At 36.9% G+C, this 25,090-nt stretch carries 26 protein-coding genes and 2 riboswitches; of the genes, 14 read left to right on the forward strand and 12 right to left on the reverse strand.

Annotation, left to right across the window (positions count from 1 at the left end):
* The first annotated feature begins 7 nt into the window (after window positions 1-7).
* From FIT61_RS06250 to xth, 5 genes are read left to right on the forward strand one after another with little or no spacing between them, the layout of a single operon-like run.
* Window positions 8-406, forward strand: coding sequence for a PTS sugar transporter subunit IIA (locus tag FIT61_RS06250; RefSeq protein ID WP_139873916.1), 399 nt, complete (start codon window positions 8-10; stop codon window positions 404-406).
* Window positions 400-669, forward strand: a complete 270-nt coding sequence (locus tag FIT61_RS06255) for an HPr family phosphocarrier protein (RefSeq protein WP_139873917.1) — start codon at window positions 400-402, stop codon at window positions 667-669. The genes FIT61_RS06250 and FIT61_RS06255 overlap by 7 nt, the downstream gene beginning before the upstream one ends.
* A gap of 6 nt (window positions 670-675) precedes the next feature.
* Entirely contained in the window at window positions 676-2,409 is a 1,734-nt protein-coding gene (gene ptsP, locus FIT61_RS06260) for a phosphoenolpyruvate--protein phosphotransferase (RefSeq protein ID WP_139883808.1), read from the forward strand.
* 20 nt (window positions 2,410-2,429) lie between these two features.
* Window positions 2,430-4,454 carry a M3 family metallopeptidase gene (locus tag FIT61_RS06265; protein ID WP_139883810.1) on the forward strand — a complete coding sequence of 675 codons (2,025 nt, stop codon included), beginning with the start codon at window positions 2,430-2,432 and terminating at the stop codon, window positions 4,452-4,454.
* Window positions 4,455-4,459: 5 nt separating this feature from the next.
* Entirely contained in the window at window positions 4,460-5,233 is a 774-nt protein-coding gene (gene xth, locus FIT61_RS06270) for an exodeoxyribonuclease III (RefSeq protein ID WP_139883812.1), read from the forward strand.
* Between the two features lies 1 nt (window position 5,234).
* Here the strand turns inward: xth and FIT61_RS06275 are convergent, their stop codons facing one another.
* Genes FIT61_RS06275 through def form a run of 6 tightly spaced genes read right to left on the reverse strand, consistent with a single transcriptional unit; the run spans window position 5,235 to window position 11,973 of the window.
* Window positions 5,235-6,521: a sigma-54-dependent transcriptional regulator gene (locus FIT61_RS06275; protein WP_139873921.1), complete on the reverse strand. Its 1,287-nt coding sequence runs from the start codon at window positions 6,519-6,521 to the stop codon at window positions 5,235-5,237.
* Window positions 6,522-6,523: 2 nt separating this feature from the next.
* Entirely contained in the window at window positions 6,524-8,659 is a 2,136-nt protein-coding gene (locus FIT61_RS06280) for a sensor histidine kinase (protein ID WP_139883813.1), read from the reverse strand.
* The gene (locus tag FIT61_RS06285; protein ID WP_187351796.1) at window positions 8,656-9,225 is read right to left on the reverse strand and encodes a DUF4390 domain-containing protein; all 570 of its coding nucleotides are present in this window, start codon (window positions 9,223-9,225) and stop codon (window positions 8,656-8,658) included. Before FIT61_RS06285 ends, FIT61_RS06280 begins: the two co-directional genes overlap by 4 nt.
* Complete coding sequence (gene rsmB / locus FIT61_RS06290) at window positions 9,212-10,492, reverse strand: 16S rRNA (cytosine(967)-C(5))-methyltransferase RsmB (protein WP_139883817.1); 1,281 nt, start codon at window positions 10,490-10,492, stop codon at window positions 9,212-9,214. The genes FIT61_RS06285 and rsmB overlap by 14 nt, the downstream gene beginning before the upstream one ends.
* Before the next feature lie 5 nt (window positions 10,493-10,497).
* The gene (gene fmt / locus FIT61_RS06295; protein ID WP_139883819.1) at window positions 10,498-11,442 is read right to left on the reverse strand and encodes a methionyl-tRNA formyltransferase; all 945 of its coding nucleotides are present in this window, start codon (window positions 11,440-11,442) and stop codon (window positions 10,498-10,500) included.
* A gap of 18 nt (window positions 11,443-11,460) precedes the next feature.
* Window positions 11,461-11,973, reverse strand: coding sequence for a peptide deformylase (def, locus tag FIT61_RS06300; RefSeq protein ID WP_139873926.1), 513 nt, complete (start codon window positions 11,971-11,973; stop codon window positions 11,461-11,463).
* A gap of 177 nt (window positions 11,974-12,150) precedes the next feature.
* On the opposite strand from def, the gene FIT61_RS06305 reads away from it, so the two are divergent.
* Window positions 12,151-12,612 carry a Smg family protein gene (locus tag FIT61_RS06305; RefSeq protein ID WP_139873927.1) on the forward strand — a complete coding sequence of 154 codons (462 nt, stop codon included), beginning with the start codon at window positions 12,151-12,153 and terminating at the stop codon, window positions 12,610-12,612.
* Here FIT61_RS06305 and metF read toward each other — a convergent pair.
* The 3 genes from metF to metK form a co-directional block, all read right to left on the reverse strand.
* The gene (gene metF / locus FIT61_RS06310) at window positions 12,609-13,445 is read right to left on the reverse strand and encodes a methylenetetrahydrofolate reductase [NAD(P)H] (RefSeq protein ID WP_139883821.1); all 837 of its coding nucleotides are present in this window, start codon (window positions 13,443-13,445) and stop codon (window positions 12,609-12,611) included. The genes FIT61_RS06305 and metF overlap by 4 nt on opposite strands.
* Window positions 13,446-13,447: 2 nt before the next feature.
* The gene (gene ahcY, locus FIT61_RS06315; protein ID WP_139883823.1) at window positions 13,448-14,869 is read right to left on the reverse strand and encodes an adenosylhomocysteinase; all 1,422 of its coding nucleotides are present in this window, start codon (window positions 14,867-14,869) and stop codon (window positions 13,448-13,450) included.
* Window positions 14,870-14,948: 79 nt separating this feature from the next.
* Window positions 14,949-15,030: riboswitch (S-adenosyl-L-homocysteine riboswitch) on the reverse strand.
* A 56-nt stretch (window positions 15,031-15,086) separates the two neighbouring features.
* Complete coding sequence (gene metK / locus FIT61_RS06320) at window positions 15,087-16,244, reverse strand: methionine adenosyltransferase (protein ID WP_139883825.1); 1,158 nt, start codon at window positions 16,242-16,244, stop codon at window positions 15,087-15,089.
* Window positions 16,245-16,311: 67 nt separating this feature from the next.
* On the opposite strand from metK, the gene FIT61_RS06325 reads away from it, so the two are divergent.
* The 6 genes from FIT61_RS06325 to FIT61_RS06350 all read left to right on the forward strand — a co-directional run bounded on the left by FIT61_RS06325 (window position 16,312) and on the right by FIT61_RS06350 (window position 20,206).
* On the forward strand, window positions 16,312-17,151 hold the full coding sequence (locus tag FIT61_RS06325) for a lysophospholipid acyltransferase family protein (RefSeq protein ID WP_139883827.1): 840 nt from the start codon (window positions 16,312-16,314) through the stop codon (window positions 17,149-17,151).
* A gap of 14 nt (window positions 17,152-17,165) precedes the next feature.
* Complete coding sequence (gene dapF, locus FIT61_RS06330) at window positions 17,166-18,011, forward strand: diaminopimelate epimerase (RefSeq protein ID WP_139883829.1); 846 nt, start codon at window positions 17,166-17,168, stop codon at window positions 18,009-18,011.
* A 5-nt stretch (window positions 18,012-18,016) separates the two neighbouring features.
* On the forward strand, window positions 18,017-18,910 hold the full coding sequence (gene xerC / locus FIT61_RS06335) for a tyrosine recombinase XerC (protein WP_139883831.1): 894 nt from the start codon (window positions 18,017-18,019) through the stop codon (window positions 18,908-18,910).
* Window positions 18,911-18,970: 60 nt separating this feature from the next.
* Entirely contained in the window at window positions 18,971-19,171 is a 201-nt protein-coding gene (locus FIT61_RS06340; RefSeq protein WP_139883833.1) for a hypothetical protein, read from the forward strand.
* Window positions 19,168-19,461 carry a cell division protein ZapA gene (locus FIT61_RS06345; RefSeq protein WP_139873935.1) on the forward strand — a complete coding sequence of 98 codons (294 nt, stop codon included), beginning with the start codon at window positions 19,168-19,170 and terminating at the stop codon, window positions 19,459-19,461. The genes FIT61_RS06340 and FIT61_RS06345 overlap by 4 nt, the downstream gene beginning before the upstream one ends.
* Window positions 19,462-19,747: 286 nt before the next feature.
* Complete coding sequence (locus tag FIT61_RS06350; RefSeq protein ID WP_139873936.1) at window positions 19,748-20,206, forward strand: EVE domain-containing protein; 459 nt, start codon at window positions 19,748-19,750, stop codon at window positions 20,204-20,206.
* Window positions 20,207-20,250: 44 nt separating this feature from the next.
* On the opposite strand, the gene FIT61_RS06355 is transcribed toward FIT61_RS06350, so the two are convergent.
* Both FIT61_RS06355 and ilvA read right to left on the reverse strand, forming a co-directional pair.
* Window positions 20,251-21,294, reverse strand: a complete 1,044-nt coding sequence (locus FIT61_RS06355; RefSeq protein WP_139883835.1) for a beta-propeller fold lactonase family protein — start codon at window positions 21,292-21,294, stop codon at window positions 20,251-20,253.
* 98 nt (window positions 21,295-21,392) lie between these two features.
* The gene (gene ilvA, locus FIT61_RS06360) at window positions 21,393-22,904 is read right to left on the reverse strand and encodes a threonine ammonia-lyase, biosynthetic (protein ID WP_139873938.1); all 1,512 of its coding nucleotides are present in this window, start codon (window positions 22,902-22,904) and stop codon (window positions 21,393-21,395) included.
* An 83-nt stretch (window positions 22,905-22,987) separates the two neighbouring features.
* Here ilvA and rpiA point away from each other — a divergent pair, with 83 nt between their 5' ends.
* On the forward strand, window positions 22,988-23,647 hold the full coding sequence (gene rpiA, locus FIT61_RS06365) for a ribose-5-phosphate isomerase RpiA (RefSeq protein WP_139883837.1): 660 nt from the start codon (window positions 22,988-22,990) through the stop codon (window positions 23,645-23,647).
* Window positions 23,648-23,715: 68 nt separating this feature from the next.
* A complete protein-coding gene (phoU, locus tag FIT61_RS06370; RefSeq protein WP_139873940.1) occupies window positions 23,716-24,420 on the forward strand; it encodes a phosphate signaling complex protein PhoU in 705 nt (234 codons plus the stop codon).
* Between the two features lie 64 nt (window positions 24,421-24,484).
* Here phoU and FIT61_RS06375 read toward each other — a convergent pair whose 3' ends face one another.
* On the reverse strand, window positions 24,485-24,757 hold the full coding sequence (locus FIT61_RS06375; RefSeq protein WP_139873941.1) for an oxidative damage protection protein: 273 nt from the start codon (window positions 24,755-24,757) through the stop codon (window positions 24,485-24,487).
* Window positions 24,758-24,832: 75 nt separating this feature from the next.
* Window positions 24,833-25,043, forward strand: a riboswitch (cobalamin riboswitch).
* Window positions 25,044-25,090 lie beyond the last annotated feature (47 nt).

Consider the following 25,090-nt stretch of genomic DNA (forward strand, 5'->3'; position numbering starts at 1 on the left):
GACACTTATGATTGGCATCCTTCTTATTACACACGGCGAACTTGGAAAATCTCTAATTGAATGTGCTATACATGTTCTAGGCGACAGGCCAAAGCTTCTAGATTCTCTTACGATTGAAAATGATTGTGCACACGAAAATATGTATAAGGAAATTTCAGAAAAAATTAATGTATTAGATCAGGGTGATGGCGTTTTGATTCTTACAGATATTTTTGGAGCAACGCCTTGTAATATTATTACTAAAATAATTAAATCTGGCAAAGTCAATGCGATTGCGGGTGTTAATTTGTCTATGCTCATTCGAAGCATTAGCTACCGACATGAGTCCTTTGATGTTCTAATTGCTAAAGCAATTCAAGGCGCTCAGGATGGCATTATTCATATTCAATCTAATCAAACATGCTAATAACTTCTACTAAAATTATTAACAAACTAGGTTTACATGCCAGAGCTTCCGCAAAGTTAACTCAGGTTGCTAATCAATTTAAATCTGATATATGGATTGAAAAAAATAATAAAAAAGTAAATGCAAAAAGCATTATGGGTGTAATGATGCTAGCGGCTAGTCAAGGTTCAGATATTACAATCACAACCGAAGGCTCTGACGAACAAGATGCATTGAATTCTATTATTGCTCTTATCAATGATTATTTTGGAGAAGGGGAGTAGTCCTATATGACTCCTTTTAGCCTTCACGGCATTGGTGTTTCGAATGGCATTGCAATAGGCAAGGCACATTTGATATCCAATGCACTACTTGAAGTTGTTCAATACGATATTGATTTAAAAAATATTCCTCATGAAATTAAAAGATTTGAGGACGCTGTTAATACCGTAAGAATTGAACTCAATAAAATAAAATCGCAACTTCCTTCAGATGCACCAGGTGAATTAGGATCATTTATTGATACTCACATAATGATACTTAATGATAAATCATTATCTGTGTTGCCAAAATCGATTATTGAAAATGAAAAATGTAATGCGGAGTGGGCGATAAAAAAACAAATGGATAGTGTCGTAAATCAATTCGATCAAATCGAAGATCAATATCTAAGAGAAAGAAAGCAAGACGTTATTCAAGTTGTCGAGAGAGTTATTAAAATACTTTTGGGCCATTCAAACCAAATTGCAGTAAAGAATAAAGAAAAATTAACAATTTTAGTAGCACATGATATTTCACCAGCAGACGCTCTTCATTTCAAAAACCATAAATATGCTGCCTTTATTACGGATGGGGGTGGTGTTACTTCTCATACCGCGATCTTATCAAGGAGTTTAAATATTCCTTCAATCGTAGCATTGCAAAATGCCCGATCTTTAATACGCGACAATGATTTAATTATTGTTGATGGTACAGAAGGTGTTGTAATTGTTAATCCAACCCATGAAATTCAAAAACATTATAAGAAAATTCAGGATTCATGGGATAACGAACAAGAAAAACTACAGCGTATCAAAACAAAAAAATCAATCACTCAAGATGGAGCCACAATTCACCTTTTTGCAAATATTGAAGTTCCAAACGATATTATCTCGGTTAATGCTTCAGGAGCGAGTGGTATTGGTTTATTTAGAACAGAATTCTTATTTATGAATCGGCAAGATATGCCAGATGAGGAAGAGCAATTTCAAGCTTACAAGAAAGTTGCTGAAGCCATGGGTAAAAGACCTGTCACTATTCGCACCTTGGATTCTGGCGCTGACAAACAAACAGCTTTGGACAATAAAAAAATAAGTCCTAACCCAGCATTAGGTTTAAGAGCGATCCGATTATGCTTATCTGAGCCTAAAGTTTTTATGACCCAACTTCGAGCTATTTTAAGAGCGTCTCAATTTGGAAATATTAAAATTCTTTTTCCTATGTTAAGCAGTATAAGTGAACTTCGGCAAACTAAACTTATTCTAGAAAGAGCAAAGGCGAGCTTAAGGAAAGAGAAAATAAAATTTAATGAAAATATTCTTATTGGCGGCATGATTGAAATACCAGCTGCCGCAATCAGTGCAGATATTTTCGCTCAAGAGTTAGACTTTTTATCAATCGGCACTAATGATTTAATTCAATATGCGCTAGCAATCGATCGCACAGATGACGCAGTATCTCATCTATACAATCCACTTCATCCTGCTGTCTTGAAATTAATAGCTCTTACAATAAAGTCAGCACATAAATACAAGAAATCTATCGCTATTTGTGGTGAAATGGCAGGCGAGCCCAAACTTACCAAATTATTGATTGCTATGGGCGTTGAACAACTCTCTATGCATCCTTCACATATCCTAAGTGTCAAACAACAGGTTTTAACTAGCTCAATCAAAAATATGAAGGCTTCGGTTCTTAAGTTACTTAACCTAAATGAAGTTGATAAAATTGAAACTTTACTTAAAAAGATTAATCAATCTAGTTAAATCATAACTTTTAAACCATCATGAATAACCCTGTCTTAAATCGCGAAGGCCTTCCACTATTTGATCAAATTAAACCCGATCATATTTCTCCAGCCATTGAAAGTATTCTCAAAGAAGCTAATACCTTAATTGATTCTCTTAAGGAAATGAGCGTAACTGCTTCATGGATAAACTTTGTAGAACCGATCGAAATTATAAGTGAGAAAATTTCTAGGGCTTGGGGTCAAATTGAGCACCTCAATGCAGTTGTAAACTCGGAAAATTTAAGAAAATCTTACAACGATAATCTTATAAAATTAACTGAGTTTTATACAAATCTTTCTCAAGATGAATCCCTTTATAAGAAATATCAATCCCTTAAAAATAGCGAGTTATTTAATTCACTCACACCATCTCAAAAGCGGATCATTGAAAATGTCTTACGCGAATTTAAATTAGGCGGTGCGGAACTTAATGAAAAAGATAAGAAAAAATTTAAAGTTATTCAAGAAAAGCTTGCTAAGCTTTCAACTCAATTCGAGGAAAATATTCTAGATGCCACCAATGAATTTTCCATTTTTGTGGATCATCTTGATGAACTAAGAGGCATTCCTGAAGAAAATATTAAAAAAGCTTTTGCTGAAGCCAAGGAAGATAAAAAAGAAGGCTATAAGTTTACCCTTCACTTCCCATCTTATCTTCCAGTTATGCAATATGCTGACAGCAGAGGTTTACGTGAAAAGCTATATCATGCTTATGCTACCCGCGCGTCTGAACTCGCATCGCCTAAGTTTGATAATACAAGACTTATAGAAGAGATACTCGAGCTTCGTTATGAATCTTCAAAACTACTTGGCTTTGAAAATTTCACTGAGATGTCGCTTGTTACAAAAATGGCAAAATCGAGTGAGGAAGTTATAGGTTTTCTCATGGATTTAGCAAACAAAGCAAAACCTTTTGCTCTAAAAGATATGGACGAACTTAAGTCTTTTTCCAAAACCTTAAATATTGAAAAATTAGAAGCTTGGGATGTTGCTTATGTATCTGAAAAACTTCGCCAAGCCAAATATAGCTTTTCGGAAAATGAGGTTAAACAATATTTTCCTGAGCATCGTGTTTTGAAGGGCTTGTTTAAAGTAGTTGAAACAATCTTTAAATTAAAAATTACGAAATCAGATGCTCCTACTTGGCATAATGATGTAAGTTTTTACTCAATAAAAAATGAAAATGATGAATTGGTAGGTCAATTTTATTTGGATTTATATGCACGCAACCACAAACGTGGGGGTGCGTGGATGGATGAAGCTATATCTCGATATAAAAATTCTCTAGAATCATCACACCCAGTTGCTTTTTTGACATGTAATTTTTCTTCCCCATCTGATAATAAAGCGGCTTTATTTTCTCATGATGATGTAATTACTCTTTTTCATGAATTTGGTCATGGACTGCATCATATGTTAACTAAAGTTGATGATTACAGTATTTCTGGCATTAAAGGTGTTGAATGGGATGCCGTTGAATTGCCTAGTCAATTTATGGAAAATTTCTGCTGGGAATGGGATGTAGTAAAACATATGACCGAACATGTTGATAACAAGGATCCTTTACCTAAAGCTTTATTTGACAAAATGATCCAGGCTAAAAATTTTCAATCAGGCATGCAAACCTTAAGACAAATTGAATTTTCCTTATTCGATATAAGATTGCACACGGAATATAGCGATCAAAACAAAATTAACCCTATAACGCTTCTCGAAACTATTCGTGATGAAATTGCCGTTGTAAGACCCCCTTCTTGGAATCGCTTTCCTAATAGTTTTTCTCATATTTTTGCCGGTGGATATGCGGCCGGCTATTACAGTTATAAATGGGCTGAAGTTTTGGCTTCCGATGCTTTCAGCTTATTTGAAGAACAAGGCATCTTATCAAGTCATGCCGGCCAAAAATTTCAAAATGAGATTTTATCAAAAGGTGGATCTAGGCCTGCCATGGAGTCTTTTGTAGCTTTCCGTGGACGGGAACCCTCAGTTGACGCTTTGCTCAGACATAATGGCATGGCTTAAGCTTTATGAAACTCGCAACATGGAACGTAAATTCTCTCACTGTAAGACTAAGTCAGGTTGAAGAGTGGATTAAGAAAGCAAAACCTGATCTTCTTTTACTTCAGGAAACAAAACAAGAAAATATTAAATTTCCTCATGAAGCAATCAATGCCTTAGGTTACAAATCTATCCACAATGGACAAAAAACCTACAATGGTGTCGCAATCATAAGTAAGTATGAGCTTCTTGATATTCAAAATAATATTCCTGGTTTCGAAGATGGCCAAAAAAGAATGATTGCCGCAACAGTAAATACAAATCATGGAAAGATCAGAATAGTTTGTGTTTACGTCCCTAATGGTCAATCTGTAGATTCTGATAAATACTTTTATAAACTTGACTGGTTAAAGCATTTCACTTTATGGCTCAAAAATGAAATGCTATCTCACCCAGATATCATTATTGCTGGTGACTTTAATATTGCACCTCAAGACATAGATTGCCATGATCCAGAAGCCTGGAAAAATAATGTTCTTGTAAGCAAGAGAGAACGGGAAGCATTTCAAAAAATCATTGATTTAGGATTTTCAGATAGTTTTAGAGCAATGAATCCTTCTGAAATTCAATATAGCTGGTGGGACTATCGCATGGCTGGCTTTAGAAGAAATCTTGGCATGCGAATTGATCACATACTCACAAATAAGAATTTAATAAATAAAGTAACAATGTCTGCTATTGATAAAGAACCTAGAAAATCAGAGCGTCCATCGGATCATACACCCGTCATCATAGAAATTTAATCTACTTTACCTTGATTCCAAGCTGTTTTAGTTTCCTGTAAAGATGAGTTCTTTCAACGCCGGAAACTTCAGAAAGTTTTGCCATACTTTGATCGTCTTGATTTAAATGATATTTAAAATACATTTTTTCAAAATCATCTCGTGCATCTCTTAATGGCTTATTAAAAATATCATCTAAGCCTTGATCTTTATTATCTTTAGTCTTCTTAGAAGACTTATTTTTATCATGCAATAAATTAAATTGGTTTGAAACGCGCTTAACATCATCTGCAGTAATTTTTTCAAGCAAACTAGTTTGCATTAAATTAAATATAAAACTTTCTAATTCCTCTATATCACCTATCCAATTCATAGCGCGCATCGCATTTAATGCAGCAACATCAAAAACTTTATAATCCGACTTATCAGATTTTGCAAGGTACATTGTCAAAATAGATGATGCCAGCTCTGGAATGTCTTCTTTATGATCATTAATTGATGGTAGCAGTAATGATCCAGGTAGTAATTCATTTAAGATCCGCTCATCAAAATCAACTTCGTTTCCTTGCACAAGGGATCTTGAAGTAGCACAGATAATTCTTACATCATAATTAGCGGCTTTACTAATCAGTAAATTTAAACCCTTTTGTTGAGGTTTAGTTAAGTGAGAAATTTCATTTAGAAAGATAGATCCGCCTCTATGTTGATCAAGAAGATCAGTAGGTGCATTCGAAATGACCTCAAAGTCCTTAACATCAACCCAAGGTTGATTTTTTGGGTGAAGATATTGTGCACAAATTTTGGCACATCCACCTTGTGGGCCCACAAGAAGTAGGGGTGTTTTTAAGGAAATTATTTTATCAAGCCTTTTTTTAAGATCTTGTATAACTTGGCTTTTACCAATGTTTAATAAATTAATGTCTATTCTAGGAAGGTTATTTGCATGCTTGAGTGCTTCATTCACAGTTTTTAATAGCTTCTGGAGCGTAATGGGCTTTTCAAGAAAATCAAACGCGCCAATTTTAGTTGCTTCTAGAGCAGTATCAATGGTTCCATGTCCTGACATCATCACTACCGGACTGGTAAGGAATTTTTCATTTACCCACTCTTTAAGAAGAGTAATGCCATCGCAATCAGGCATCCATATATCTAATAAAATCAAATCAGGTAATTTATTTTTCTTAAGTTCTCGAGCTTCTGTAGCATTCTCAGCTACAAAAATTTCGAACCCCTCGTCGACAAGAATATCTCTGAGTAACTCCCTTATGCCTAATTCGTCATCAACTACCAGAATTTTTTTTGCACTCATGATTATTTACTTTTAGATATTGGTAGCTGAATATTAATTATAGCGCCGCCACTTTTTACATTTTCAATAGTGATGAGACCGTCATGCTCTTCAATGATTTTTTTTACAATAGCCAAGCCTAGTCCTGTACCATGCGACTTCGTTGTAACATATGGCTCAAATGCTTTTTTTAATATGTCCATCGTAAATCCAGGGCCATTATCTTCGATCGATAGTGCTATATAATTTTTCAGCTTATTCGTATTAATTTGGATAATTGGTTTTTTTGTATTATTTGTCATAGCATCTTGAGCATTTTGAATAAGATTAATAAGCACCTGTCTCATCATATTCACGTCTACTTTTATTTCAGGTAAATCTTTTGATAATTTAGTTGATATTTTAATTCCTGAGTTTTCGAATAAATAAGATATTTCTTTAATAAATTTATTAATGTTTGTTAACTCTAGATTCAATTTTGGTGCGCGCGCATATTCACTAAATTCATTTACCATTGTTTTCATTGCATCAACCTGATTGACAATAGTTGCGACAGCTTTATTTAAAACATCTGTGTCGTCTTTATTTAATTTAGCCTCTAATTTATGCTTAATTCTTTCAGCTGAAAGCTGAATAGGTGTAAGTGGATTTTTAATTTCATGAGCAAGTCTCCTTGCTACCTCAGACCATGCTGCATCTCTTTGAGCCTGAATCATCATAGTGATATCATCTATCATTAAAACGAAATTATTAAGTTTATTCTGTGGTAACGGAGTAATTTGTAGCAAAAGTACTTGGTTATTTTTTTCATATTTAATTTCAAATTGCTTAATGATCTCCGCTTGTTTTTTCTTGCTAGAAATTTTAATTTCTTCTTGAATGCCAGCAACAAAATCTTTTAAGAATTTATTCTTAATTGAAATTGAAGTTATTAATTTGTCTTTATTTTTTGATAAATCAACCTGCAATATTTTAGAAGCGGCAATATTGAATGATTTAATCTCCATGGCATCATTAATAACGATCACGCCTGAAGATAAATGAGCTAATACAGTTTCAAGATATGACCGAGCAGACTCAAGTCTTATCTGATTATTTTCTGATGTTTGTGTGGCCTGATCTAATTGCTTTGTCATGCTATTAAAAGATCTCACTAAAACACCTAGCTCATCTTTACCTTTTTCAGGGAGCATCGTCTTAAAATTACCTTTTGCAATCTTTTTTGTACCCTCAGCAAGCAAGGCAAGAGGCTCTGATAATTTTCTACTAAGTAAAAATCCAATTGCTACAGCAGTTAATATGGCAAGCATGAGTACAAGCGTTAATGTAATTGAAAAAATCACTTTCAATGAATCTCGACTATAAGAAAGTTTCTGGTAATCTTGAAATACTGCCTCTACTGATTCTGCAATTGTTGTTAGTGAGTCTGGGACAGGCTGTAAAATTTGCAGAACTAATCTTTCATTGGAAACTGCTGCTCCATTGATCGGCGCCAATACTCGCAGATAAAGTCCTTTATTTTTAATCGGTTCAATTTTCCCGTAGACTTTATTGTCTGCCTGTTTTAATTGAATTAACGTTGGGAGCGCAGGTAAAAATGATTCTGCATCATTACTCGATACAGCAATAATTCTTCCTTGATCGGAAATGATTGTAGCATCTTGTACGCCGGACTTTTCTCGAAGATCACTGAGCGCCCCATATTGGGATGTTACAGGCATAGATGATAGCGTTAGCGCCATACGCTCAGCTTTTAATTCTAGGTCTGTCAACATAATGTCTAAAGCTTTTTGACCTAACTTTAAGCCCCCATCTAAAGCTGATTCAACCTTCACGTTAAACCACGACTCAATTGAACGCGTCAAAAAATTCACAGAAACTAAATATACAATTAAACCTGGTATAACTGCCATAAGCGAAAAGGAAATAACAAGACGCATGGATAAACGACTACCTATGACATCTTTTTTTATATTTGCGAATAATTTCCTAATCTGATTTGCAATAATTGCAATCAGACTAAAAATAAAAACAACACTTAATACAAGAACAATGGTGTAAGAGTTGCCTGAAATAAAATCTGAACTTGAGCTTGCTTTTGACAAAAGGAATAAGAGTAATGCACCAACTAAACCAGCAATAGCTATTAGATATCTCATTTATTATTTATAAAAATCCATTGAAATTGTTTAGAGGCTAATTGCCATTCTTGATTACTTGTTATGTCAACTTGTAGTTGTTTTGGTAGTTTAGTCTGATCTAATTTAACTTGCAGATAAGCTGAGTACTTATCAGTATCATCAATTTGCGATTTATCAAAAATACGCCAATTTTTTATTTTTTTAAGTTCATTTTTTGCCTGGGTTAAGTTATCAAAAGCAACAAGGCGATTTTCGGATTCGGATAGAATAAATTGCTTAGATAGCGCATGGTAGCTCAACACTATTTCTTTAGTTTTTTTAGTAACCTCTTCATCGAACCAATATTTTCTAGGCTTTTTTAATTCAAATTCAATAATAAAATTAATGGGAATACCTTTTCTGATTGCCTCATCTAAATCATCATTAAAAAATAGTTCAAATTCAGCATTTAAAAAATATGCTTCAAATTGATTATTAATTTCGGCAGTTTTAATAATCAAACTATTATCGGCTGCAATAATGGATGAAGAAAAAAACAAGCTCATCCAAATAGCAAAAAAGATACTTAGTTTAATTTTTTTCAAATAATGCATAAAAAAATCCATCATGGTTTTCGCTTGGTATTAATTGATTTTCATATTTACTATATTTCGAATCGACTGACCATTTTACTTCTTTTGCGTCACTATGTTCTTTAATAAAGTCATCAATAACCCTCTGATTTTCATCAGGAAAGATAGAACATGTCGCGTAAAGTAATTTACCACCCTTTTTTAATAACTGCCACATAGCTTGCAGCATGATCTTTTGTTGCTTAGCAAACATCTCAATATCACGAGGTCTTCTTAACCACTTAATATCTACATGTCGCCTGACTACACCTGACGCAGAGCATGGCGTATCAAGCAGGATGCGATCAAATAATTTTTCATTCCACCAAGACTTAATCGCTGTTAAATCTGCACATTTCAGATGAGCATGAAGCTGCAATCTCTCTAAATTTTCTTTTACTTTATATAAGCGTTCTTTTTGTTGATCAATCGACACCAACTCGATGTCAGCAATTTCTAACATATGCCCCGTTTTACCTCCGGGAGCGCTGCAAGCATCCAGACAAACTTGACCATCTTTAAGATCCAAAAGGTTTGCAGCAAGTTGCGCACCAAAATCTTGAACTGATACTTCACCCTCTATAAACCCAGGTATTTTTTCTACGGGGATAGGCTGGGTTAGCTCTAAGGCAATATCTCCTAGAACTCGATACTCAATTGATTCAGATTTAAGTTTTTCTTCGTATTGCTTAAGATTAATTTTTCTTACATTAATTCTTAAAGTTAATGGTGGATGCTTATTTCCATTCAATAATATGCTTTCCCAATCTTTGTTATATGCTTCTTTAATGAGCTGAATCCACCATAAAGGGTATGAATAAAAAGCCTCTTCATCATTTTTTAATTCGGATTTTAGGTTGTCTTTTTGACGAATAAAATTTCTCAATACTCCATTTACAAAAGAACCTGCCCAGGATTTATTAATAAATTTAGCAGCCTCAACAGCCTCATTCACGATGGTAAAGTCATTAGATTGATCATGATTTAATTGAAACAAAGCTACACAAAGTAAGGCTTCAATTTTTTTATTTGTTATTTTTTTATTAATGAGCTTTCGAATAAAAAATTGATTCTCACCTAAAAAACGAATAGCGCCATATGCCAAAAAAATCGCAATCGATTTTTGCTGCGGTGTAATGTGAGAATGATGATCGAAATGTCTGTCAAACACATGATTTAAATTATGTCCTTTTATAACTTCAGACACACAGTCGGCTGCGATAAGTTGAGAGTGATGCAAAATAGTTACGACTTGAAGACGTCTCCCAAAATAGGTCGGTGTCCTAAAATAAATTCCTTAGATTTTAGTCTTTTGCCTCCTGGCATTTGAAGCTCTTTAATTAGCAAAGTCCCTTCACCACACTTCACATGAATAAATTCATCTAGCTTAATAATTTGTCCTGTCTTAGCATTCTTGTCACTATCTTTACTAATCTCAGCATCCCATATTTTACAAATAGCCTCACGATATTCTGTTTGCGCGACTGGAAATGAATTAAACGCTCTTATCTTTCGAAGAATCGCTAAAGAAGTATCTTGCCAATCAATTTTCGATTCCTCTTTGGTCACTTTTTCAGCGTAAGTCACACTTGCCTCATCCTGAGGTGTCGACTGAACTTCACCTTTTGTCCTCAACTCCTCCATCACTTCGATCATTAAATGCGCACCTAATACTGAAAGCGTTTTTGTTAATTGTTCAGTTGTATCTTTTTCACTGATTTGAATTTTAGTTTTTTTAATCATGTCACCTGCGTCTAGTTTTTGAACGACGCGCATTATAGTGACGCCTGTTGATTCGTCGCCCATCAAAATAGCACGATGAATAGGTGCAGCACCTCGCCATCTAGGGAGGAGTGACGCATGTATATTAAAACAACCTAGCGAGGGCAAATCTAGAATAGCTTGGGGAATGATGAGTCCATATGCCGCCACAATCATCACATTAAAATCAATGGCAGTTAACATTTCGTAGGATTCTTTACTTTTTAATTCTGAAGGCTGATAAACAGGAATACCTAATGTATTAGCTTTCAATTTAATAGCGCTTGGATGAAGCTTTAAGCCTCGACCTGATGGTCTATCTGGCTGAGTTAATACGCCTGCAACCTCATAACCTTTATCATGAAGAGCCTGCAAAGCTGGTACAGCAAAATCTGGGGTGCCAGCAAAAATGATTTTTAAGGAATTCAAGATATAGACTCACTAAATTTAAGCATTAACCTCATGCTCTTTAGCACGCTTTTTCATTTTTGTTTTGATGCGGTTACGCTTTAACGGGGATAGGTATTCTACAAATACTTTACCTAAAAGATGATCCATTTCGTGCTGAATACAAACGGCTAATAAACCTTCTGCTTCGAGCTCAAAAGATTTTCCTTCTCGATCAAGCGCTTCTACCTTAATGCGCTCAGCGCGTGTGACTGAATCAAACACATCGGGCACAGACAAGCAACCTTCTTCATATGATTGCTGTCCTGATGATTCAATAATTTTGGGATTAATAAAAACCTTTAAGTTATCTTTTGTTTCCGAAATATCTACCAGAATTAATTGAATATGGCGATTGACTTGGGTTGCAGCTAATCCTATGCCAGGTGCAGCATACATCGTTTCCGCCATATCATCGATAAGCTTCCTAATTGAGTTATCCACAACTTCGATGGGTTTTGCAATGGTATGCAGTCTCGGATCAGGATAATTTAATATATTTAAAATTGCCATAAATGTTGATTATTTTATTTATTGCTGATAACTTATCTACAAGGTTTAAACACCTTAAACTTATTAGACATATTAAGAATATTATACTTTGCTAATAGCTCAATTACCTGACTCAAATTCATTTAGCTTTCACTTACTTCTAAGTCATTTTTCATTCACTATCGTAAAGGAATCTTTATGCTAGAACTGCTTATCTATATGTTTGAAAATTATCTCAGCACACAAAATTTACCTGACTTTAAAAGTATTACAGCAGAGCTTGAAGCTGCAGGATTTGATAATCAAGACATTGAAAATGCTTTTACTTGGTTTAACCAGCTAAAGGCGATGACAAATGCTATTCCTGTAAAAAATAGTGCTTGCTCTTCCCTGGGCTATCGTATGTTCTCAGATACCGAACAAAAAAAGATAAGCGCTGAAAGTCTTGGATTTGTATTGTTCCTTGAACAAGCTAAAGTGCTGGATGCAAATGAACGAGAAATTATTCTTGATCGTGCTATGGCGCTCAAACAAGAACATATTAATATCGAAGAAATGCGCTGGATTGTCATGATGGCTCTTTGGAATGAAGGCCGTGAAAAAGACTTCTTATTTATAGAAGATGCAATCTATCAAGATCACAACTTAGTTTTACACTAGTTGCCTTCTATATTTTGAATGATGCGGGAAATAATCCCCGCTTGATTTAAGGTGTAGAAATGCAAGCTCGGTACATCCCAACTAACCAATGTTTCACAAAGTTCAGATATAACGTCTACACCAAATGATCTCAAGGAGGGCAAATCGTCTCCGTAGCTTTCTAATTTAATTCGAAGCCAACGAGGTATCTCTGCACCGCAATTTGAGGCAAAACGAGCTAATTGCTTAATGTTGTAGATGGGCATCACGCCTGGAATAATCGGCACATCAATGTCTGCAATCAAACATTCATCCATAAATCTAAAATAGGCATCGGCATTAAAAAAGAATTGTGTAATAGCTGAATTAGCGCCAGCGGCCACTTTATTTTTAAAGTTTTGAATATCTATTTGTGCCGAGGTAGCCTCAGGATGATATTCCGGATAGGCTGCCACCTCAATATGAAAGTAATCATTAGTTTCTTGCCGAATGAAGCTTACTAATTCATTCGCATGTTTAAATTCTCCACTTGGTACCTCACCTTGAGGGACGTCACCTCGCAAAGCCACGAGATGCTTAATGCCATGTTGCTGATATTGATTAAGCAAAGTTTTAATTTCTATCTTTGTCGATGAAATGCCTGAAATATGAGGCACTGCATTAAAACCTTCATTTTTTATTTCCAATACTGTTTCAAGAGTTCGATCGCGTGTTGAGCCACCCGCACCAAATGTCACTGAATAAAATTCAGGCTTGAATGTGGATAACTGCTGACGCGTATCTGCTAAGTTTTTTATCCCTTCCGGTGTATTGGGAGGGAAAAACTCAAAACTATAAGAAACTTTTTTAGCCATTATTAATAGCGGTAGTGCTCAGGTTTGTAAGGGCCTTCTTCTTTAACTCCAATATACTTAGCTTGCACTTCTGACAAGTTTGTAAGTTGTGCATTTAATTTTTTCAATTGTAAGCGAGCTACTTTCTCGTCCAAGTGTTTCGGTAAAGTATAAACACCCACAGGATATTTTTCAGTATGCGCAAATAATTCAATTTGAGCGATTGTTTGATTCGCGAAAGATGAGCTCATAACATAACTTGGATGACCTGTTCCACAACCTAAATTCACAAGTCTACCTTTTGCAAGCAAGATGATGCGTTTGCCATCTTTGAAAATGACATGATCTACTTGCGGTTTAATCTCTTCCCATTTGCAATCGCTTAATGATGCAACATCAATCTCATTATCGAAATGGCCAATATTACAAACAATTGCTTGATCTTTCATGCGCGACATATGGTCACGGGTAATCACATGATAATTACCTGTCGCTGTCACAAAAATATCTGCATGCTCTGCTGCATAATCCATAGTCACCACGCGATATCCTTCCATCGCAGCTTGAAGCGCACAAATAGGATCAATTTCAGTTACCCACACTTGAGCTGATAAAGCACGAAGTGCTTGTGCTGAACCCTTGCCTACATCGCCGTATCCAGCTACAACCGCCACTTTACCTGCAATCATGACATCCGTTGCGCGCTTAATAGCATCTACTAATGATTCACGGCAACCATAAAGATTATCAAATTTAGATTTGGTCACTGAATCATTCACATTAATAGCAGGGAAAGCTAATTTGCCTTCTTTATGCATTTGATATAAACGATGAACACCTGTAGTGGTTTCTTCGGTCACACCTTTAATGTGCTTAAGTCTCACAGAATACCAATGAGGATCTATTGCTAATTTTTGTTTAATTGAGTTAAAGAGACAAATCTCTTCTTCGCTTGAAGGTTTGGAAATAACTGAAGCATCTTTTTCTGCACGCGTACCTAAGTGGAGAAGTAAAGTTGCATCGCCGCCATCATCTAGAATCATATTGGTATAGCCGCCATCACTCCATTCAAAAATACGGTGTGTATATTCCCAATATTGATCAAGCGTTTCACCTTTAAAGGCGAAAACAGGTGTACCGCTCTTAGCAATTGCAGCAGCAGCATGGTCTTGGGTTGAATAGATATTGCAAGATGCCCATCTCACTTCAGCGCCCAAATCTTTAAGTGTTTCGATGAGCACAGCTGTTTGAATCGTCATATGCAATGATCCGCTTATGCGAGCACCCTTTAATGGTTTTTCTTTTGCATATTCTTCACGGATAGCCATAAGTCCCGGCATCTCAGTTTCTGCAATAGCGATTTCTTTTCGACCGAAATCAGCCTGATTAATATCGGCAACGAGATAGTCTTGTGTATTTAAATTTTGGTTAGTCACTGTATTCATTTTAAATTCCTTTTGAATGCTAAGTGACCAGCTGGGATGTTTCGGTATCCACCAACACCCCGTGACTGGCACGGTTATAAATTGGTGAACGCCGTTTACAAGTAAACTTGTAATCTGAGCCTGGGATTTTATGAAAAAATCTCGCAGCGTTCCTCAGAAGAATTGCATTATAGATTAAAAGTATTTAGGACTCAAATACTTACTAAAGTTCAAATATTTAATTTGCGGATTTAAGGGCTTGAGCTTTATCTGCTGTTTCCCATGAAAACTCTGGTTCATCGCGACCAAAATGTCCATAAGCCGCGGTTTTCTTGTAAATAGGGCGCAACAGATCAAGCATCTTTACAATACCTTTAGGTCTTAAATCAAAATGCTCGAGCACCAATGCGGTCAATTGATCGTCTGAAATCTTGCCTGTACCATAAGTTTCAAGCATCACTGAAGTCGGCCTTGCCACGCCAATCGCATATGAAATTTGCACTAAACAACGAGAGGCCAATCCTGCAGCCACAATATTTTTAGCAACATAGCGCGCAGCATACGCTGCTGATCGATCCACCTTACTAGGATCTTTGCCTGAAAAAGCACCGCCACCATGGGGTGCGGAACCGCCATAAGTATCTACAATAATTTTACGTCCGGTGAGTCCGCAATCACCTTGAGGTCCGCCAATCACGAATCGACCCGTAGGATTTACAAGATACTTGATGTCGCCTTTAATGAGCTCTTTAGGCAGAATGGGTTTAATAATTTCCTCAATCACTGATTCGCGAATGGTCTCTAGTGAGACTTCTGGATCGTGTTGTGTTGAGAGAACCACAGTATCAATCGAATAAGGTTTATGATCTTTATACTTTAAAGTGACTTGCGCTTTAGCGTCAGGACGTAGCCAAGGAAGCCTGCCATCCTTTCTTAAGTAGGACTGTCTTTCCATCAATCGATGGGATAACCAAATGGGCATAGGCATTAGCTGTGCTGTTTCATCACAAGCATAACCAAACATCAAGCCTTGATCGCCAGCGCCTTGATCTAAAGGATCATCTAAAGCACCATCCACACCTTGCGCAATGTCAGGTGACTGCTTGTCATAAGCAACGAGAACTGCACAGCCTTTATAGTCAATGCCGTAATCCGTATTGTCATACCCTATATAGCGAATCGTATCGCGCGCTACTTTAATATAATCCACATTCGCGGTAGTCGTAATCTCGCCTGCCAAAACCACAAGGCCTGTATTTGTTAAAGTCTCAGCTGCAACACGTGCTGTTGGATCTTGTTCAAGAATAGCATCAAGAATCGCATCAGATATCTGATCGGCTACTTTATCTGGATGACCTTCAGAAACAGATTCTGAGGTAAATAAATACTCACTCATAGTTTTTTCCAAGTTTTAAATTACGTAAAGCGTTTAGAATAGCAAAATATCGCGATTAAATACAATTATGCTATCAAGACTTCTCTTATCTTTCATTGCTATATTCTTTAAATTACCTCTCTTTATGCTGCATGGACTGGGAGGGTTATTTGGAAGGATCGCTTATCAATTTGATCATCGATTTAAAGAACGTATCGATGCAAATGTAAAACGTGCTTTTGCCTCATTGGATAGAAACGATTTAAAAAAACTCACATCATTGGCAATTCGCGAAATCGGAAAGTGCCTAATGGAAGCACCTGCTATTTGGTTTAATACCCCTCAAAAGAATTTTCGCTGGGTCAAGCAATGTTATGGGTGGAACTATGTTGAAGCTGCGCTCAAAAAGAAAAAAGGTATTATTTTTTTAACACCTCATCTTGGCTGTTTTGAAATTACCGCTCAGTACTATGCACATTTTTATCCCATCACTGTTCTTTTTAAACGTCCAAAACAAAAATGGTTAGCCAATATTGTTATATCTGGCAGACGTCACTCACACATTCATCTTGCTGAAGCTAACATCCAAGGTGTAAAACAATTAATGCAAGCATTAAAAAAAGGTGAAGCCATTGGCATATTGCCCGACCAAGTGCCCAATGAGGGCCAGGGTGTGTGGGCTCAATTTTTTAATACACCCGCCTATACAATGACGCTTGTTTCGAAACTTGCAGAATCATCAAAAGCCACTGTCCTGATTGGTTTTGGTCACAGGCTTTCAAAGGGTCAAGGATATGAAGTCTTTATTGAGCCCCTCGGGTCAGATCATTCACCTCAAGGCATTAATGATCAACTTGAATTGCTCATTCGAAAACATCCCAGTCAGTATCTTTGGAATTATCAGCGGTTTAAAAAACCAAATAAATAAGAGACAATCATTTTATGAAACTTCATTTTACAAAGATGCATGGAATTGGTAACGACTTTATAGTGCTTGATCATACAAAGTCTCCTTTCCAATTAACGCAAGAGAAGATTCAATCTTTATCTCATCGACAACTCGGTATTGGATTTGATCAGCTTCTGGTGGTTGAGGGTTCAACACTCAAAGATGTTGATTTCAAATATCGTATTTTTAATCAAGATGGTAGTGAAGTAGAACAATGCGGTAATGGTGCGCGTTGTTTTTATCGATTTGTAAAAGATAAGCATTTAACTGAAAAAGAATTGATTCGCGTTGAAACAAAATCTGGTGTCATTACATTGACTGAAGACCACGAACATATGATTGAAGTAAATATGGGCGCACCCATTTTTAATCCTAAACTGATTCCATTTATTTCAGATACAGAAAAAAATGAATACTCTATTTCTATAGAGTTGCCAGATCAAAAAGAAATGATAAATGTAGCTGTATTATCTATGGGTAATCCGCACACAGTGATTACAGTTGAAGATATTGATAAGGCTCGCGTTAAAACATTAGGTGCTTATTTGGAATCACATCCGCTTTTCCCAAAACGTGTGAATGTTGGATTTATGAAAATTGTAACACCACATCATATTCGTTTACGTGTTTTTGAAAGAGGTGTGGGTGAAACGCTCGCCTGCGGAACTGGGGCGTGTGCTGCAGTAGTGTCAGGGATTAAGCGTCATCTACTTACCTCCCCTGTGAAAGTTGATATGCTAGGGGGGTCATTATCTATTGATTGGAGAGGTGATACAAATCCTGTCATGATGAAAGGTCCGGCCGTAACCCTCTTCGAGGGAGATATTGAGATCGCTTAAATCTTATGGAACATAATCACTTCCAAAAAAGTTATATTGATTACCTCACCTTTGAAAAAGGGCTAAGCCATAATTCTATTAAAAGTTATACACACGATCTAATTCAACTTGTGACACTCGTCGAGCATGACCGTTTTGAGTCGATCACCATTCAAGATATTAGGCGCGCAAGCGCTAAACTTAATAGCCAAGGACTGCACGGTAAATCTATCGCCCGCATGCTATCTGCATGGCGAGGTTTTTTTGACTACCTTATTGAGCGCCATCAATTTAAAGAAAATCCTGTTAAAGATGTTCATGCGCCTAAGAGTGCCAAGACCTTGCCACAAACTTTATCAATCGAGCAGATGGTCAAACTCATTTCGATTGATGACTCAACTTTATTAGGAGTAAGAGATAAAGCTTTCCTAGAATTATTCTATTCATCTGGATTGCGTTTAAGTGAAGTAGTGAACGTTAATATTAATGATCTTGATCTTCAAGAAGGTGTGATTACCGTCACAGGTAAAGGTAATAAAACGCGCATAGTTCCGATAGGGCAAAAAGCGATTCATGCTATTCAGTCGTGGATTGAAAAACGCGCAACAATTAAGGTAGATGAGAAATCTACTGATGCACTATTTATTTCTGAGCGTGGTAAACGCATGTCAGCGCGTGCTATTCAGTACCGTATTCAAATGTGGGCCATCAAACAGGGTATTGATAGTACCGTGCATCCTCATTTATTAAGGCACAGTTTTGCTTCACACGTTTTACAATCGAGCCAAGACTTGAGGGCCGTTCAAGAAATGTTAGGTCATGCAAATATAAGTACGACTCAGGTTTATACACATTTAGACTTTCAACATCTTGCCAACATTTACGATAAAGCACATCCTAGAGCCAAAAAGAAATCATGATGTATTTAATTTCGTTAAGCACTATTGACGCACTTCAATTCTTTAAACTATAGTGAAGGTATGGAAGCTCAACTCATCGCACTAGAGAAAAAAATTAAGCAGCTCATCAGCTTAATTGAATCTGCACAAGAAAAAAATAAGGGGCTCGAAACAAGACTAGCTTCCTCTGAAGCTACGCTCACAAAACTTCAATCCAATATGAAAGAAGCAAGTCTTCGTCTTGAAAAAATGATGAGGCAACTGCCTGAGGAAAATCGATGAGCTCAAAAAATGTAACGGTCACGATCATGGCACGTGAATTCATTATCGCTTGTCCAGAGGGCCAAGAAAAAAGTTTATTAGATTCAGTACAATACCTAAATCAAAAAATTGATCTCATTCAATCTCAAGGGACAATTGTAGGTATCGACCGTATCATCATCATGGCAGCCCTCAACATTACCAATGAACTTCTTAATCAAAATTCTTCTGACGGTCTAGATATATCTCAATTCCGCCATAAAATTTCATCGATCGAACATCAAATCGATGAAGTGCTTGCACAAAACTAAAGATCTGCCTATTCTTTAACAAATATTGCGATGAGCAGGTTTGTTTTTTTAAGTGTTGCTTAGGCTAATAATTCCTTGAACTAGTCTATAGCATCGGTTTTAGCTCATCAGGTTGCGGTGTGAGCGATCTAAATTGGGCGCTCTTTTAAGACACCCTTGGCGATTGCACCTAATGCGCCTTAGGCTTTTACCCCTTGAACCTTTGGTTCAGGATGCTGGTCTAGGCAACACTTAAGAAAATCAACATAGCTCTTTACACACTCTTAACTTTTTTTATTATTAAACTATGCGCTACTGGCTTATGAAATCTGAACCGTCTGATGTGTCGATAGACGATTTAGCAAAACTTCCTAAACAAACAATTGATTGGTATGGCATTAGAAATTACCAAGCGAGAAACTTTATGCGAGATTTGATGAAAATAGGCGATCTCGCGTTCTTTTATCACTCAAATTGCGATGTGCCTGGTATCGCTGGTATTGTTAAAGTCAGTAAGCTTGCTTACCCTGATCGCTTTCAATTTCAAAAAGGTCACAAGTACTTTGATCCAAAATCAACACCTGAAAATCCACGCTGGCTTAATGTGGATGTGACACTCATTAAAAAAACAAATTTATTAAGCCTAAAAGAATTGAGAGAATTTAAAGCATTGCAAAATATGCGCTTACTCCAAAAAGGCAATCGCTTATCGATCACGCCCGTGACGGAAGATGAATGGACGTTCATTGAAAAACATTTGAAATAAAAAAAAGCCCAAAGACTCTTTGGGCTTTTTTAAGTAAGACTATTTTATTGAACGTTATCTAAAGTACCCATGGCCTTTGGATAAGCTACGACTCCCCATGGGATTTCTTTATGAGGAATGTGTTTAGTCACTTCTAATTTCTCTGCATCAATCACAAGCACTTCGTCTGATTTTCCGCAAGCAAGTAAGATATCTTTGTCATCTGGTGAAAAACTAAAGTGCCAACAACGTCGGCCTGTGGGGATATCTTTAATCTTTTCAAAATTAGTTGTGTCATACACTTCTAATGTTTTTGCTTTTGAAGTTGCAACAAACAATCTTTTCCCTTCTCGATCAAAACTCACACCATAAGGTGACTCACCGGTAGCGATCGTTTTAAGATGTTTAAATTGATTGTCTAAGACGATAAAGCTATTTCCATACTCCAGAGTGGATACGTAATACTTTCCATTCGGCGCTACCTTGATGCCACGTGGACGCTCTCCGTATTTTTTAGTTGAAATAGTTTTTAATAATTTACCATTACTAAAGTTATGGACTGTGATTGTGTTATCAGCTTCATTAGTCACAATAATTTCTTTACCACTCTTACTAAATTCAATACCTTCTGTTTCAGGGCCGCCAATAATATCTCGAATTTTTTTGCCCTTGGCTAAATCAACCACTGCAATACGCGCAGGGATTTTTGGTTCATCTTTATCATCATCTTCTTGGCCTGCTACAGGTGGCTTCCCTGAGGATGCTGGCTCTGTAGAGACAAACACATATCCTTTATAAACGCGCACAAATTCTGGATTTTTACCTACTGGAATATGTTTCACAAACTGATTTGTTTTTAAATCAATCACGGATAAATTTTCATTATCTTTATTTGCAGTAATTAAAAAACGTCCGTCCTCTGTTACACCAATACCGCGAGGATTCTTAGCTTGAATATCGATCGAGCCTTCTGTCTCCATGGTATTTAAATTGATAATGCTGACACCGCCCTCTTGGTTCGATACGTAGGCTTTACCTCGATCTTCAGCATTTGCAAATAAAGACGAAATAAGTAATCCTAATACGACGGCTGGCTTTATAAACTGCATTCTATTCTCCTAAAATATTCTTTTTTTAATTGTTAAATAACTATAAAAAATCTTCCAGGGGATTTCTCCCTTTAATGTCTCATGAAAATAAGGAAGCATTAACCTAAGAAAAGTTTATAGGCTGGATTATCTGTTTCATCCCAGAAGGGGTAGCCTAATTGATTCAAAAAGACTTCAAAATTAATCTCGTCTTCTGGCGGGACTTGCATGCCAACTAAAACACGCCCGAAGTCTGCTCCATGATTACGATAATGAAATAGACTAATGTTCCAATTGTGGCCCATCGTCTCTAAAAACTTCATGAGAGCACCTGGCTTTTCTGGAAATTCAAATCTAAAAACCATTTCATTCTTTGCTTGCGGCGCATGTCCGCCCACTAAATGTCTTAAGTGAAGCTTTGCAACCTCATTGTCGGTAAGATCAATTGTGGGTAAACCTTCTTTATCAAGCATAGCTTTTAGTTGTGATGCCTCATCCGCACTATTGGTAGCTAAACCTACATAAATATGCGCTTCTTTAGGATCTGAAAATCGATAATTAAATTCAGTGATATTGCGCTGACCCAATAACTTGCAGAAATTTTTAAATGCCCCTGGTTTTTCGGGGATAGTCACCGCGAGCACAGCTTCTCTTTTTTCACCGATTTCGGCACGCTCTGCTACAAAACGTAGGCGATCAAAATTCATATTCGCACCTGATGCAATGCCTACTAGAGTTTCGTCTTTTAAATTGTGCTTCTTAATATAAGCCTTCATACCTGCAACTGATAAGGCACCTGCAGGCTCTAGAATAGAGCGTGTATCTTCAAACACATCTTTAATAGCTGCACAAATCGCATCATTATCAACCACAATCATTTCATCCACATAAGACTGACAGAGTGGGAAAGTCACTTCACCGACTTCCTTCACTGCCGCACCATCAGCGAATAATCCCACTTGATCAAGCACTACTCGCTTGCCCGCTTTTAAAGATAAAGTCATCGCTTCAGCATCTTTAGCCTCCACACCGATCACTTTAATTTCAGGTCGCATAGCTTTAATATAAGTGGCCATCCCAGCAAGAAGGCCTCCACCCCCCACACAGCAAAAGACTGCGTGAATCGGTTTTTTATATTCGTCTAAAATTTCTTTTGCAATGGTGCCCTGACCTGCGATGACTTCTGGATCATCATAAGGATGAACAAAAGTAAGCCCCTCTTTTTTCTCGATCTCAAGCGCGTGTTTGTATGCATCAGAATAAGAATCACCCCAGAGCACAACCTCAGCACCACGATGTTTGACGGCATCAATCTTAATGAGCGGCGTTGTTGTAGGCATGACAATAACAGCACGACATCCTAATTTCTGAGCGCTTAACGCAACACCTTGCGCATGATTACCAGCCGAAGCTGCGATGACGCCCTTATCTAACTGGGCTTTGGATAGGCTTGCCATTTTGTTATAGGCACCACGTAATTTAAATGAAAAGACAGGTTGTAAGTCTTCACGTTTTAAGAAAATCTGATTATGAAAACGACTGGAAAGATGTGTCTGAAATTCAAGCGGCGACTTCTTTGCCACGTCATATACACGCGCTTCATTAATACGTTTTACGTAGTCGTTCTTCATATGCTAATTTTCAAGAGTCGCCTTGGCGTGTATGATAGATGTTAAAACATCATTATAAATAAAATATAAAGGTTTAAGTAAAAATGGCATTCACGCAAGACGAATTAAAACAACAGGTTGCAAAGGCTGCAATTGAATATGTGAAGTCTGGAATCATTGGTGTGGGCACAGGGTCTACTGCTAATTACTTTATCGATGAATTAGCAAAAGTAAAACATAAGATTGATGGTGCAGTTGCAAGTAGCGAGGCTTCTGCAGATCGTTTACGCAAACATGGCATTGAAGTTTTTGACCTTAATAGCGTCAATAGTATGGATATTTATGTCGATGGTGCGGACGAAATCACTGAACACATGCATATGCTCAAAGGTGGTGGTGGAGCGTTAACCCGAGAAAAAATTGTAGCGGCAGTTGCTAAGACCTTTATCTGTATCTGTGATGAAACAAAATATGTACCCGTATTAGGTAAGTTCCCTTTGCCTGTGGAAGTACTTCCGATGGCTAAAAGCTATGTGGCAAGAGAACTCACTAAATTAGGTGGGCAGCCACAATTAAGAAATTTTACAACTGATAACGGCAACGTCATCTTGGATGTGCATGGCCTTATCATTAAAGACCCTGTGGCGATGGAAGCAATGATCAATCAAATTGTGGGCGTGGTCACAAACGGTTTATTTGCAGCAAGGCCTGCCAACGTCCTTCTTTTGGCTACAAATGATGGCGTTAAAACCATTACTAAATAAACCTATTTCGACATAAAAATGTCATATTTTAGTAATAAAATTGATACATTAAACTTAAGGTAACGATTATGGCTTCAGAACACACCTATAAAGAATACGACAATGAACTCGAGTCAGTCCGTGCAAAAGTTTTAGAAATGGGCGGCATTGTTGAGGAACAACTCGTCAATGCAATCGAAGCGCTTGTAAAGTCTGATCCTCAAATGGCTCAAGGCGTTATGGATTCTGATCAACGCGTCAACGAACTTGAAATCGAAGTAGACGAAGATTGCTCTCGAATTATTGCAAGACGTCAGCCTGCAGCAGGTGACCTTCGTATGATCATGATGATCTTAAAAACCATTACCGATCTTGAACGTATTGGTGATGAAGCCACAAAAATTGCAAGAACTGCACTGCGTATCAATGAAGATAATCGTATGACTAAGCTTCGCTTTAGTGAAGTCAAAACTATGGTGGAAGTGGTACGTCAAATGTTAAGAACCTCTCTCGATTCATTTGCACGTATGGATGTAAGTAAAACAGTTGAGATTGCCAAAAAAGATGAATTGGTTGATGAACAATACCGTTCAACCATTCGTCAGCTTGTTACCTTCATGTTAGAGGATCCAAGAACGATTTCCATGTCACTTGAAGTGATGTTTGTTGCCAAAGCGATTGAACGTATTGGTGACCATGCAAAAAATATTTCTGAATATATTGTCTACACTGTAAAAGGTAAAGACATTCGTCACGCAAGTATCAAAGAAATTCAAAAGACTATTAAAGAATAACTAATATTCTTGAAATAAAAAAAGCGCTTATCATTTATAAGCGCTTTTTTTATTACCTTTTTATCTAGCTCTTAGGTGGCACGTATCCTGATGCTTGATCTGCACCCTCCCCAAAGAAATAAGCTTCGGTTTGTTCGGTAAGATATTTTCGTGCAGACGGATCTGCAAAACTTAACCGATTTTCATTGACCAACATCGTTTGATGTTTAAGCCATCCAGCCCAAGCTTCTTTAGATACACTTTCAAAAATACGCTTACCCAAGGGGCCTGGATAAGGAGGGAAATCTAAACCATCTAACTCTTTACCTAACTTCACACATTTAACTGTTCTTGCCATAACTAAATATCCTTTGAATTGCAATCCATAAATTTATACATCACTAAGTTTTAGTATAGCAAAGATGTGTTACGATGATTTCAAGTTGTTAGGTGATGTCTTCTTAAGGTTAATCATTTAAGAAAACATTGAAACTGGGAAATAGGTGAGTTTAATGACAATTCCTATACTGCCCCCGCAACGGTAAGTAAGCGCGGATTCATAACACATGCCACTGAATTTATTTCGGGAAGGTCATGAATCAAATCTTACAAGTCCGGAGACCGGCCTAGTAACTCACACAGAAATACTACGGGGAGTGGTATTGAAAGAGTGAGCGCTATTTCTCTTTTT

It is taken from the genome of Candidatus Methylopumilus rimovensis (assembly GCF_006364615.1).
Lineage (GTDB): Bacteria > Pseudomonadota > Gammaproteobacteria > Burkholderiales > Methylophilaceae > Methylopumilus > Methylopumilus rimovensis.

Coding starts and splice junctions, on each gene's coding strand:
- FIT61_RS06250 (WP_139873916.1), top strand. CDS start 8: ATGATTGGCATCCTTCTTATTACACACGGCGAACTTGGAAAATCTCTA.
- FIT61_RS06255 (WP_139873917.1), top strand. CDS start 400: ATGCTAATAACTTCTACTAAAATTATTAACAAACTAGGTTTACATGCC.
- ptsP (WP_139883808.1), top strand. CDS start 676: ATGACTCCTTTTAGCCTTCACGGCATTGGTGTTTCGAATGGCATTGCA.
- FIT61_RS06265 (WP_139883810.1), top strand. CDS start 2,430: ATGAATAACCCTGTCTTAAATCGCGAAGGCCTTCCACTATTTGATCAA.
- xth (WP_139883812.1), top strand. CDS start 4,460: ATGAAACTCGCAACATGGAACGTAAATTCTCTCACTGTAAGACTAAGT.
- FIT61_RS06275 (WP_139873921.1), bottom strand. CDS start 6,521: ATGAGTGCAAAAAAAATTCTGGTAGTTGATGACGAATTAGGCATAAGG.
- FIT61_RS06280 (WP_139883813.1), bottom strand. CDS start 8,659: ATGAGATATCTAATAGCTATTGCTGGTTTAGTTGGTGCATTACTCTTA.
- def (WP_139873926.1), bottom strand. CDS start 11,973: ATGGCAATTTTAAATATATTAAATTATCCTGATCCGAGACTGCATACC.
- FIT61_RS06305 (WP_139873927.1), top strand. CDS start 12,151: ATGCTAGAACTGCTTATCTATATGTTTGAAAATTATCTCAGCACACAA.
- metF (WP_139883821.1), bottom strand. CDS start 13,445: ATGGCTAAAAAAGTTTCTTATAGTTTTGAGTTTTTCCCTCCCAATACA.
- ahcY (WP_139883823.1), bottom strand. CDS start 14,869: ATGAATACAGTGACTAACCAAAATTTAAATACACAAGACTATCTCGTT.
- metK (WP_139883825.1), bottom strand. CDS start 16,244: ATGAGTGAGTATTTATTTACCTCAGAATCTGTTTCTGAAGGTCATCCA.
- FIT61_RS06325 (WP_139883827.1), top strand. CDS start 16,312: ATGCTATCAAGACTTCTCTTATCTTTCATTGCTATATTCTTTAAATTA.
- dapF (WP_139883829.1), top strand. CDS start 17,166: ATGAAACTTCATTTTACAAAGATGCATGGAATTGGTAACGACTTTATA.
- xerC (WP_139883831.1), top strand. CDS start 18,017: ATGGAACATAATCACTTCCAAAAAAGTTATATTGATTACCTCACCTTT.
- FIT61_RS06340 (WP_139883833.1), top strand. CDS start 18,971: ATGGAAGCTCAACTCATCGCACTAGAGAAAAAAATTAAGCAGCTCATC.
- FIT61_RS06345 (WP_139873935.1), top strand. CDS start 19,168: ATGAGCTCAAAAAATGTAACGGTCACGATCATGGCACGTGAATTCATT.
- FIT61_RS06350 (WP_139873936.1), top strand. CDS start 19,748: ATGCGCTACTGGCTTATGAAATCTGAACCGTCTGATGTGTCGATAGAC.
- FIT61_RS06355 (WP_139883835.1), bottom strand. CDS start 21,294: ATGCAGTTTATAAAGCCAGCCGTCGTATTAGGATTACTTATTTCGTCT.
- ilvA (WP_139873938.1), bottom strand. CDS start 22,904: ATGAAGAACGACTACGTAAAACGTATTAATGAAGCGCGTGTATATGAC.
- rpiA (WP_139883837.1), top strand. CDS start 22,988: ATGGCATTCACGCAAGACGAATTAAAACAACAGGTTGCAAAGGCTGCA.
- phoU (WP_139873940.1), top strand. CDS start 23,716: ATGGCTTCAGAACACACCTATAAAGAATACGACAATGAACTCGAGTCA.
- FIT61_RS06375 (WP_139873941.1), bottom strand. CDS start 24,757: ATGGCAAGAACAGTTAAATGTGTGAAGTTAGGTAAAGAGTTAGATGGT.